The sequence below is a fragment of the Streptomyces sp. NPDC058685 genome (genome assembly GCF_042714725.1).
Taxonomy (GTDB): domain Bacteria; phylum Actinomycetota; class Actinomycetes; order Streptomycetales; family Streptomycetaceae; genus Streptomyces.
This window is the reverse complement of record NZ_JBHXSL010000074.1, coordinates 16,947-27,374: the sequence shown is the minus strand read 5'-3', so window position 1 is coordinate 27,374 and position 10,428 is coordinate 16,947. Positions and strand designations below refer to the sequence as shown.

The 10,428-nt window shown below is 71.6% G+C and carries 8 protein-coding genes and 1 pseudogene; 5 read left to right on the top strand and 4 right to left on the bottom strand.

The features are described from left to right. A pseudogene (locus ACFWU3_RS33860) lies at nucleotides 1–438 on the top strand (ABC transporter); the annotation flags it as partial. Beyond that, complete coding sequence (locus ACFWU3_RS33855) at nucleotides 435–1,226, top strand: ABC transporter permease (protein WP_384445066.1); 792 nt, start codon at nucleotides 435–437, stop codon at nucleotides 1,224–1,226. The pseudogene ACFWU3_RS33860 and the gene ACFWU3_RS33855, both read left to right, overlap by 4 nt. On the opposite strand, the gene ACFWU3_RS33850 is transcribed toward ACFWU3_RS33855, so the two are convergent. After that, nucleotides 1,207–4,374, bottom strand: coding sequence for an ATP-binding protein (locus ACFWU3_RS33850; protein ID WP_384445064.1), 3,168 nt, complete (start codon nucleotides 4,372–4,374; stop codon nucleotides 1,207–1,209). The genes ACFWU3_RS33855 and ACFWU3_RS33850 overlap by 20 nt on opposite strands. A 135-nt stretch (nucleotides 4,375–4,509) precedes the next feature. Next, nucleotides 4,510–5,223 (bottom strand): serine hydrolase, encoded by a 714-nt coding sequence (locus ACFWU3_RS33845; RefSeq protein ID WP_384445062.1) that lies wholly within the window; start codon nucleotides 5,221–5,223, stop codon nucleotides 4,510–4,512. Nucleotides 5,224–5,746: 523 nt separating this feature from the next. On the opposite strand from ACFWU3_RS33845, the gene ACFWU3_RS33840 reads away from it, so the two are divergent. Next, nucleotides 5,747–6,328, top strand: a complete 582-nt coding sequence (locus ACFWU3_RS33840; protein ID WP_384445059.1) for a sigma-70 family RNA polymerase sigma factor — start codon at nucleotides 5,747–5,749, stop codon at nucleotides 6,326–6,328. A 110-nt stretch (nucleotides 6,329–6,438) separates the two neighbouring features. Here ACFWU3_RS33840 and ACFWU3_RS33835 read toward each other — a convergent pair whose 3' ends face one another. Together ACFWU3_RS33835 and ACFWU3_RS33830 are read right to left on the bottom strand one after the other, a co-directional pair. After that, nucleotides 6,439–8,667, bottom strand: a complete 2,229-nt coding sequence (locus ACFWU3_RS33835; protein ID WP_384445057.1) for an ATP-binding protein — start codon at nucleotides 8,665–8,667, stop codon at nucleotides 6,439–6,441. A 508-nt stretch (nucleotides 8,668–9,175) separates the two neighbouring features. After that, on the bottom strand, nucleotides 9,176–9,475 hold the full coding sequence (locus tag ACFWU3_RS33830) for a putative quinol monooxygenase (RefSeq protein WP_384445056.1): 300 nt from the start codon (nucleotides 9,473–9,475) through the stop codon (nucleotides 9,176–9,178). A 271-nt stretch (nucleotides 9,476–9,746) separates the two neighbouring features. On the opposite strand from ACFWU3_RS33830, the gene ACFWU3_RS33825 reads away from it, so the two are divergent. Both ACFWU3_RS33825 and ACFWU3_RS33820 read left to right on the top strand, forming a co-directional pair. Next, nucleotides 9,747–10,103, top strand: coding sequence for an ArsR/SmtB family transcription factor (locus ACFWU3_RS33825; RefSeq protein ID WP_384445054.1), 357 nt, complete (start codon nucleotides 9,747–9,749; stop codon nucleotides 10,101–10,103). Beyond that, entirely contained in the window at nucleotides 10,100–10,357 is a 258-nt protein-coding gene (locus ACFWU3_RS33820; protein ID WP_384445052.1) for a hypothetical protein, read from the top strand. The genes ACFWU3_RS33825 and ACFWU3_RS33820 overlap by 4 nt, the downstream gene beginning before the upstream one ends. Nucleotides 10,358–10,428 lie beyond the last annotated feature (71 nt).

Genomic DNA, 10,428 nt, shown 5'->3' with positions numbered 1-10,428 from the left:
ATCATCCGCGAGCTGGTCTCCGGCGGGGTCACCGTCTTCCTCACCACCCAGTACCTCGAAGAGGCCGATGAACTCGCCGACCGCATCGCCGTCCTGAGCGACGGGAAGATCGTCGCCGAGGGCAGCGCCGACGAGCTGAAGCGGCGTATTCCGGGCGGGCATGTGCGGCTGCGGTTCACCGACCCGACGGCGTATCAGTCGGCCGCCGTCGCCCTGCGTGAGGTCACCCGCGACGACGAGTCGCTGTCCCTTCAGATCCCGAGCGACGGCAGCCAGCGCGAACTGCGCTCGATCCTCGACTGGTTGGACTCCGCCGGCATCGAGGCGGACGAACTGACCGTGCACACCCCTGACCTCGACGACGTGTTCTTCGCCCTGACCGGCCCCGCCGCCGCCCCCACTGCCGTCCCCAACCAGTCCAAGGAGACCGTCCGATGAGCGCCCTCTCTCTCGCCGTCCGCGACTCGAACACCATGCTGCGGCGCAACCTGCTCCACGCACGGCGCTACCCCTCGCTCACCCTGAACCTGCTGCTCACCCCGGTCATGCTGCTCCTGCTCTTCGTCTACATCTTCGGCGAGGTGATGAGCGCGGGCATCGGCGGCGGCGGAGCCGACAGATCCGAGTACATCGCCTATGTCGTCCCGGGCATCCTGTTGATGACCATCGGCAGCACGGTCATCGGGGCGGCGGTGTCGGTCTCCACGGACATGTCCGAGGGCATCATCGCCCGCTTCCGCACCATGGCCATCCACCGTGGCTCGGTGCTGATCGGACATGTCGTCGGCAGCGTCCTGCAGTCGGTCGCCAGTGTGGTTCTCGTCGGCGCTGTCGCGGTCGCCATCGGCTTCCGCTCGACCGACGCCACCGCCCTGGAGTGGCTCGCGGCCTTCGGACTGCTCGTGCTCTTCGCCCTGGCGCTCACCTGGATCGCCGTCGGAATGGGCATGGCCAGTCCCAACGCCGAGGCGGCGAGCAACAGTGCGATGCCGCTGATCCTGCTCCCGCTCATCTCCAGTGCGTTCACGCCGATCGACGCGATGCCGGGCTGGTTCCAGCCCATCGCCGAGTACCAGCCCTTCACCCCGGCCATCGAGACGCTCCGCGGTCTGCTGCTCGGCACCGAGATCGGCCACAACGGATGGCTCGCCGTCGCCTGGTCCCTCGGCCTGGCCGCGCTCGGCTACCGCTGGTCGAGCGCGTCGTTCAACCGCGACCCGCGATGAGCTCACGGGCTGCTTCCCGCAGCTCGTCCCGCTCCAGGGCGGCGTACTCCGACACCGCGTCGGCGTACGCCGCCCCGGCAGCGTTCCCGGCGGCCTCGACCGCCTGCCGGGCGCGGGCCGCCGACATGGTCGGGAACTCACGGAACACCCGCAGGTGTTCGGCCAGCGCGATCATCCGTACGGCGTCGGCGTCGGCACCGGCGGAGGCGAGTCCCGCCATACCCAGGGCATGCAGCACCGTCCCGAACAGAACGAGTTCCATGGGTGAGCCGGGTGGACCGGCGAGCAACGTCCGCAGCCCCCGCCGCAACCGGTCGAGCGGCTCCGCGACCAGCTCGAGACGGCCGGCGTGCGCGTGTGCCGTCACCGCCGCCGACTGGATCTGCAGCGCCCACGGCTCCAGCCAGAGGTCGTCGCTGTGCGTCGAGCCGGCCCCGGGCATCCGCTCCACGGCGGCGCGCCACAGGCCGAGCCCGACCTCCGTCAGTCCTCGGGTGAGCGCGATCTCGGCTCTCCCGCCGAGGCCGGGCCGGTAGAAGGCGTCCAGCTCAGGGGTGTTGTCGTGCTCCGTCTGACGCAGCCAGTAGTCGGCCTCGTCGGGGTCGCCGCGCTGCAGGCAGGCGAGGACGAGACTCGTACGGATGAAGACGTAGTCGTGCCCCTCGCCGAGCCGCGGAACGACCTCGAGCGCGGCCTTGAGGTGTTCGTACGCCTCCTCGCCCCGCCCCGTCCGCAAGCACAGCTCGCTCAGCCGGGAATGCCCCATGAGCTGCATGGAGGGATTGTCGGCCGAAGCCAGTTCCGCGAGTATCCGGCGGGCCGAGGCGAGCGCCCGGTCGATGTCGTGCCCGAACTCCCAGACATAGGTGGCGATGCATTCGGCGACGCCGGCGACCAGCGGCTGCTCGTCGTCGCAGAGCCGTCGCAGCACGTCGTGCTCGGGCGGCAGCATCTCGGGGACCGCGCTAAGCACGACCGCGATGGCGCGCAGCAGCGTGTCCGGCGGGGCCGGGGGCAGTCGCCGGAGGATGACCAGCTGGCGTACGGCGGTCGGCCCGTGCCCCATGAACAGGGCCGCCGTGCACAACACCGCGGCGGCGCGGGCGACTTCGACGTCCTCGGGTTCGGGGTAGTAGTGCGAGAGCGGCGGGCCGGTGTCCGCGGCGAGGGCGGAGAGGCGGTGGAAGCCGGAGTCGGTGGACCACAGAGCGGCGAGGACGGCGGTGAGTGCGGCGATGGTGGGGCGGTCCGTACGGTCCAGGGCGTGCCGCAGGGCCGGCACGAGGTTGTCCTGCTCGCCCCTGATCCGCTCCCAGGCGGCACGTGGTTCAGCGCCGAAGAACCAGTCGTGGTACTCGACACCGAAGTCCCGTGCCCAGGCGAGGAATCGGCCGATGGCCTCCGCGTCCTCGCCCGCTTCCGTGCGACGGGCCGCGCTGAACTCCCGTACGGTCTCCAGCATCCGGAACCGCGCCCCGGCCGGGGTGTCGGCGACGGTGATCAGCGACTGGTCGGCCAGCTGCTCCAGCAGAAGCAGCGCGTCCTCGCCGAGCACATGCTCCGCCGCCTCGCCGGAGAGCCCGCCGGGGAAGACGGACAGGGTGCGCAGCGCCGCCCTGGCGTCCTCGGCGAGAAGGTTCCAGCTCCACTCCACGACCGCGTGCAGCGTGCGGTGACGCTCCGGCACGTCCCGCGCACCGCCGCGCAGCAGCGCGAAACGGTCGCCGAGGCGGCGGGCGATCTCCGGAACCGACATGACCCGTACCCGCGCCGCGGCCAGCTCGACGGCGAGCGGCAGTCCGTCGAGATGCCTGCACAGCTCGGCCACCGCGTCCGGCGGCAGCTGCACCCCGCTCCTGGCGGCCCGGGCCCGCTGCGTGAACAGCTCGGCAGAGGTGTCGGGACCGAGCTCCGGCAGTGCGTACACCGCCTCAGATGTGAGCCCCAGCGGGGCCCGGCTGGTGGCGAGCACCCGCAGGTCGTCGGACGAGGAGACCAGGGTCCGTACGAGGTCGGCAGCGCCCCCGACGACCTGCTCGCAGTTGTCGAGGACCAGCAGCGCGGGCCCGGAGCCCAGCGCACCGAGGATGCCGGGCACCGGATCGGCGGGGGAGGTGCCGCTCTCCCCCGGACTTCGTCCGGGCTTGCCCCCTGCCGCGTGCCGCCCGTCGCCCGCGCCGAGCGCGGACGCCACCTCCGCGGCGACGTCCTCGTCCGCCGTGACACCGGCGAGCGGCACGAAGTACACCACGCGCTGCTCGGCCCGGCGACTGACGGCGTGCGCGAGCCGGGTCTTGCCGAGACCTCCGGGGCCGATGACGGTGACGGCCCGCGAGGGGCGCAGCAGCCGCTCGACCGCCGCGATGTCCTCGTCTCTGCCGAGGAGCGGGTTCGGCTCGTGCGGCACACCGTGGCGGACTACCGGCGCCTCGCCGCGCAGCAGCTCCTGCTGAACGGCCTTCAGCCCGGGGCCCGGATCGGTGCCGAGTTCGTCGCGCAGCTCGCGGCGGTACGCCTCGTACCGCAACAGCGCGGCGGACGGGCCCGCCTTCGCCGCCTCGCCGCGCAGCAGTTCGGCGAGTATTTCCTCGTCACGTGGATGCTCCGCTGCGGCCAGGGCCAGCGGGCCCGCCGCCTCCGCGTGCCGGCCCAGCCGGGCGAGCGCGAGCGCCTGCGTCCGTATCAGCGCGCCGCGGACCGGGGCGCGTTCGGAGCGCAACGCGGCCACGGGGTCGTCGATGTCACCGGCCTCGTCGGGAGTGCCCCGCCACAGCGCGAGCCCGGCCTCGGCCGCGGCCAGCGATCCGGCGTGGTCCCCGGCCCTGGCCCGGTCCGCGCCGGCGGCGGCGTGCAGCAGCAGGGCGGAACTGTCGACCTGATCCTCGGCCAGGGCGAGCCGGTATCCGGTCGGTGTGCTCGCCAGGACGTCGGCGCCCAGCTGCGCCCGCGCCCTGGACACGAGGACCTGCACCGCCTTCCCGGGCCGCTCCGGCAACTCGACCGGCCACAGCCCCGCCACCAGCCGCTCGGTGCTGCAGCCCGAGCGCAGGTCGCCGGCGAGCAGGGCGAGCAGGCCGCGGAGCCGGGGTGCTGTGACCTCCTGCCCGCGATAGGCGACACGCGGCAGCAGGGTCAGGTCGGTGGTCACCGGTGCAGACTAGCCAACGCACCCGGGTGACCGGATCCCGCCTGTCCGAAGGGACAGGTGGGCCACCAGCGCCCGGCCGGGCCGCTGTTGGCCTCGTCGCGGCGGTCGCCGCGGTGTCACGAGAACGCCTCGGCCCTACCGTCCCCGCACCGTGGCGATCGCCTCCTTCGCCGTCTTCTCGACCAGCGAGATCCCGGACTCCATCGACGCATGGCCGTCGGAGAGCACGGCGATCAGATATCTGCGTCCGTCGATGGTCACGCGTCCCACGCTGTTGATGTCCCACAAGCCGGTCTTGGTGCGCGGAAGCCAGCCGTTCTTCAGAGCCCATCCGGAACCCGCCGCGGCCGACACGCCCCAGTCCTGTTCCGCCTCGGTCCGGCTCATCAGCCTCTGGATGTACGCACGAGAGGGCCGGCTCAGCTCCGGAGAGGTACGCGAGGAGGCCGCCGCCGAGTCCTCCGCGAACGCCGCCCGCAACAGGATGAGCTGGTCCTCCGCCGTGGTCTGGGTGAGGCCCCAGTGCATTCCCTTGCCGCCCCTGGTCGATGTCAGACCCAGGCGTTTGTTCGCCGCGTTCAGGCCCTCGGCGCGGCCGATCTTGCGCCACAGAGCATCTGCCGAGTCGTTGTCACTGTGTTCGATCATCGCGGTCGCGTAGGTGTGCTCCCGTATGGTCAGTTTTCGGTCCTCGTCCTGCACCTTCAGCAGCAGCGCCGCGAGAATATTGACCTTGACGATGCTCGCGGTGTCGTACGTGGAGGCGTCGCCGTACACCTCGACGCCCCAGTCGTCGCCGTCGAGCGCGGCCACAGCGACGGACAACCGCGCCTTCGCGACGGGCAGCACGGGTGCTGGTTTCGGGGCCCCCGGTACGGGGGCGGCGGGTGGGTCTGCGGGCAAGGGGCCGGCTGTGCAGGCGGCCCCCAGAAGGACGGTGCCGGCGAGCAACACCCAGCGTCGTCTGAACCTCTGATAATGCGTTTTCATGCTTAATGCGTCGCACCATTGCGGGGCGTCGGCCCGGGTGGGCACCCTTATGGGCGCGAGAAAGCACCCGTTGGGCTCAGCGACTCGCCGACAGGCGCTCTCCGGTTCCCCGCGCGACGTGGTGTATCGGGCCTCGTTCTCCTGTCCGGCGGTGCGGTGCGACGAGAGCCCCGGCGGGGCAGGTGATTGCGTAACGCCTCCTTTCGTAACGCCTCGTCGCAGGGCCCGGCACGACGTCCCGGCGACACGGCATCACCCCTGGTCAGCGACGTCCCGCGGGCGCCCCTGTGTCACGCAACCAACCGTGCGGCGATACCCCATGTGCGCGCGTACCGGTCGATCGCATTCTGGGCGCATCGCCGATCGGGAGGAGAGGGACACCATGGGGGCCATCGCGGTGGAACATGCGGCGCCGGGGAGCTGGAAGGTCATCGGGTCCGCAGGAGCCGCCTGCGAGCGGGAGAGAACTCTGCGGACGCTCTACGACGAGCACGCGGCGGTACTGCTCCGTTTCGTCATGCGTCTGGTCGGTGGGGACCGGCAGCAGGCGGAGGACATCGTGCAGGAGACCCTGCTGCGCGCGTGGGACAAGGAGGTGTTCGACGGCACGCGCCCCGTACGGCCCTGGCTGTACACGGTGGCCCGCCGGCTCGCGATCGAGACCTATCGACGGCGCAGGGCGCGCCCCGAGGAAGTGGACGGCAGCGGGCTGGACGAGCACGTCGTGGCCGAGGCGGACCACATCGACGCCATGCTCTGCTCGGTGGTCCTCACCGACGCCCTGGACGCGCTGTCGGAGCGGCATCGCGAGGTGCTGCGCGAGACGTACTTCCGTCAGCGGACGGTCCATGAGGCCGCCACGGCGCTCGGCATTCCGCCGGGCACCGTCAAATCGCGCATCTACTACGCCCTGAAGGCCCTTCGGTCGGCACTCGACGAGCGGGACGTCCGCATCAGGCGCTGAGCGACCGCCGCCCGGGCGGGCGGAGCGCTCCGGGGCCGGGCCGCGAGAAGACCGGGCCCGTGGTCGGACCGGCACCGGCACCGGATCACCGCCGGCCGGATCTCACCCCGTCAGGAGTCCGGGGCCCCGGCACCCAGATGCCGCGTGGCCCACGCCGCCAGCTGCGCACGCGACCGCAGGTCGAGGCGGGCGCGGATGTTCTCCAGGTGCGATTCCACCGTCCGCTGGGACACATGGATCCGCTGAGCCAGTTCACGGTTCGTCAGGCCCACCGCCACGAGCCGGGCGATCTCGCGCTCCCGGTCGGTCAGCGGCAGAGGACCGTCGCCTTGCTCCTGCCACACATCGTGCACCGCGTAGTCGAGGGCCCGCGGCAGAGTCAGCGCACTGCCCTCCCGCTCGGCCTCCCGCGCGCCGGCCGGTGAGAGGTGGGCGCGGGCCTCGGCCAGGGCCTGCCGCAGCTCGCGTTCCGTGGCCGGATCGCTGTGCAGCCGACGGGCCCGCCGCAGAGCCGACGTCACCGCACCGAGTCGCAGTGCGCGGCGCGGCTGCTCGCGCTGAGAGGCCGCCACCGCGAGGCTCTCCAGCGTCAGCACGCCGGTGACCGGGAGGATTCCGGAGTCGGCCGAGACCAGATAGGCCCGGAGCCCTTGACGGAGATGCCGCTCCGCGGCCCGCGCGTCCTTGCGCGCCAGCGCGTGAGCGCCCGCTGTGTGCAGCCATTCTGGGGGCAGCGGGTGCGGGGAGTGCCGCCGGTAGAGGGGCAGACAGCTCTCCATCAGCTCGCCCGCCCGGTCCGTGTCGCCGCACTGCAGCGCCGTCCAGGCCAGATTGTGCAGACACACGGCGATGTCCAGGGGGCGGTCGAGCGGCTGCACGATCTCCAGGCATCGCGCCGAAGCCGCGTAGGCGTCCGCGTTGCGGTCGCAGGACAGGTGGACCCGGGCCAGCGTGCCGAGGGCCCGGACGAGCGGGATGGGGCGACCCGACACGAGGGCGATCTCCGTTGCCTCGGTCACCAGGGCCATCGCTTCCGGGCGATCGCCCTGACTCGCTGCCAGCGCGGCTGCCTGTTCGAGTGCCGCGACCCGGGCGGGGTGTGCCGGGCCGGTGCTCTCCAGCGCGGTCCGCAACAGCGCGCGGCCCTCGGCGGCCTGTCCGTGGTGCCGCCAGCACCGGCCGAGGGCGGCGGCGAGCGGCAGATGGCGGCTGTCGCCGACGCGTGCCGCCCAGTCGACGGTCGCGGTGAGGTTGGCGCGCTCGATGTCGAGCGGTTCGAGCTCCTCGTAGCAGTGCAGCATGTCGTCACCGACGACCGGTTCGGCGAGCCGCAGCAGATGGCTCGCCAGCCGGTCGAACGTGGCGTCGGTCTCGTCGGCCGTGTCCAGCCGTTCCCGCCCGTACATCCGGATGGACTCCAGCTGACGGAAACGATGCGCCGCCGACGCTCTCTGCGGCACGATCAGTGAGCGCGCCTCCAGATCGGCCAGCAGGTCGATCACGTCCTCCGCCAGGACGGTCCGCCCGTCGGCGCACGCGGCTGTGGCGGTGCTCAGGCCGAAGCCGCCGACCAGCACCGACAGCCGCCGCATCGCCGCCTGTTCGTGTGGCTCCAGGAGGTCGTGGCTCCACTCGATGGTGGTTCTCAGGTCCCGGTGCCGGTCGGCGGCGGTCCGTGAGCCGCGCGTGAGCAGGCGGAAACGATCGTCCAGACGGGCGTTGATCTCCTCCACCGTCAGCAGTCGCACGCGCCGGGCCGCCAGCTCGATGGCCAGCGGAATGCCGTCCAGGCGGGTACACAGGGCGGCGACGTCGTCGGCGTTCTCGTCGGTGAGCCGGAAGCCGGGAGCGGCGGCGCGTGCTCGTTCCACGAACAGCCGTACGGCTGCCGAGGTGAGCAGGTGGGTACGTGTGAGGTTCCGGCGGGGGCCCGGCAGCGGAAGTTCGCCCACCCGTACGACGGTCTCGCCGGGGACGTCCAGCGGTTCCCGGCTCGTCGCCAGCACCCGTAAGTGCGGGCAGCTGCGGAGCAGCGCCTCGGTGAGCTGTGCCGCGGGCAGGACGAGGTGTTCGCAGTTGTCGAGCAGCAGTACGGCCCGGTGCGGGGCGAGCGTGTCGGTGACCGTGTCGAGTATGGGCCTGCCGACCTCCTCCGCAATGCCCAGGCAGTCCGCGACGCTCTGGACGAGCAGTGCGCCGTCGGTGAGGGCGGCCAACTCGACGAGCCACACGCCGTCCGGGAAGCGGGACTGCACCCGCAGGCCCAGTTCCACGGCCAGTCGAGTCTTGCCGGCGCCGCCGGGGCCGGTGAGCGTCACCAGCCGGTGGCGGGTCAACAAGGTTTGCAGTTGCGCCAGTTCGCCGTCACGGCCCACGAAGCTGTCGAGTGGAAGGGGGAGTCGCCCCACGGTCCCGGGCGAGTGCGCGGGAGCCGGTTCGGACGTCCCTGTTCGCACGCCTGCGGGCTCCGGTGACGACGTCTGCCGCGCTTCGGGCGGCGGCGCCGAGGCGGCGTTCTTCTTCCGTTCCGCTGACGCCCGTTGCCGGTAGGCGCGTTGCCGGCATGCGCTGGAGCAGTATCGGGCGGGACGCCCCACGCGACCGCCGGCCTTGGTGGGCTCGACGTCCAAGCCCACTCCACAGATGGCGCAGTGAACGGTCGCGGACGGCACGGGCCCCTACTCTCCGTCAGGCGCTGTGTCGGACTGCGGGCGCCGTGTCCAGCATCAACGCCCTTGCATTCGCTCATGGTTGTTCGAGCCGCCACTTTAGCGGGGGCGGGTCATGAGCGTAACGGCGCCTGTCGCGACCCGACGGCGAGGCCCGCGCGTGCACCGGTGGCGGCCATCAGTCGAACGGCGGCCCGGACCTGGCGATCTCGTGCTTGAACACCTGGCCCTCGCGGGCCTCGATCGAGGTGGTGGGAGGCGGCGCGACAGCCCGCCAGGCGTCCAGCGTCTCCTGCGATTCCCAGTGCTCGAAGATGTTCACCCGTCCCGCGTCGACCGGATCGGGCGAGATCGACACGTCGAGACAGCCGGGCGCCCGGCGCGACTGCTCGACGATGTCGCGGTGGCCCTCGATGAACCGGTCCCGCTCGTTCGGCTCCACATGCACCGTACCGGCGACGATCACTGCCACGGTCATCCTTCACTCCTCCTGCGTCGCCAGGGCTCCGGACCCCGGCACGGCCGACAAGGTGGCGGCCCCACCAGTACCGACTCGCGGCGCTCCCGAAACTGATCGGCCGCCCCATCAGCAGGCCGGTCTCGCCGCAACACGCCGGGCTTTCGGCCCCCGCACCCGGAGTAGCCCCTGACCGTTCCCCTAGGTTTCCCTGATATGTGTCAGCTTCCTTTGACAGGTGTGCGAGAGGGGTGTCAGCTTTGAGTGACAGGTACGCAGGAGGGGAGCCCCGATGACCGGAGTCCCGGACCCGCAGCCGAGCGGGGACGAACTGCTGAAAATCCTCGGGGCGCTCGGAAATCCGCATCGCATGCGGATCATCGCCGCTCTCGTCGACGGAGGCCGTAACTACGTCAGCCGCCTCGCCCGGGAACTGGGCATCGGTCGCCCGCTGCTGCACATGCACCTGCAACGACTGGAGGCGGCGGGGCTCGTCACCGGCGAGCTGGAGCTGTCGGAGGGCGGAAAAGCCATGAAGTACTTCGAGGTCACGCCCTTCTGTTACGCACTGACCCCCGCGACCGTCGCCGAGGCGGCGCGGACGATCACCGAGGAAGCGAGAGAGACCGTGAAGGAGACTGCGCGATGAACGGAGCGGACTGGGCGGGAGTGGCCGGCGCCGGCGGTGTCTTCCTGTTCCTCATCGTGGTCGTGTGGCAGATCGCCGCGACCTGGCGGGCCCGCATGCTGGCCTCCCGGGAGCAGCAGTACAAGGAGCTCGCGGCCAAGTACGCGCAACTCCTGGAGGACAACGTCGAGTTGCACCGCCGCACTCTCGACGAACTGACACAGGCCCGCACGTCGATCACGTCGATGGAGAAGATGATGCGCGAGATCGAGTAGCCGCACGCGGAGGCGGTACGGCGGCGCGGCACGCCCATCGGCACGCGAATCGGCGTCCGTCACCACCGCAG

Excerpts from the sequence above, each read along its gene's own strand:
- ACFWU3_RS33855 (WP_384445066.1), top strand. The coding sequence starts at position 435 with ATGAGCGCCCTCTCTCTCGCCGTCCGCGACTCGAACACCATGCTGCGG.
- ACFWU3_RS33840 (WP_384445059.1), top strand. The coding sequence starts at position 5,747 with ATGGGGGCCATCGCGGTGGAACATGCGGCGCCGGGGAGCTGGAAGGTC.
- ACFWU3_RS33830 (WP_384445056.1), bottom strand. The coding sequence starts at position 9,475 with ATGACCGTGGCAGTGATCGTCGCCGGTACGGTGCATGTGGAGCCGAAC.
- ACFWU3_RS33825 (WP_384445054.1), top strand. The coding sequence starts at position 9,747 with ATGACCGGAGTCCCGGACCCGCAGCCGAGCGGGGACGAACTGCTGAAA.
- ACFWU3_RS33820 (WP_384445052.1), top strand. The coding sequence starts at position 10,100 with ATGAACGGAGCGGACTGGGCGGGAGTGGCCGGCGCCGGCGGTGTCTTC.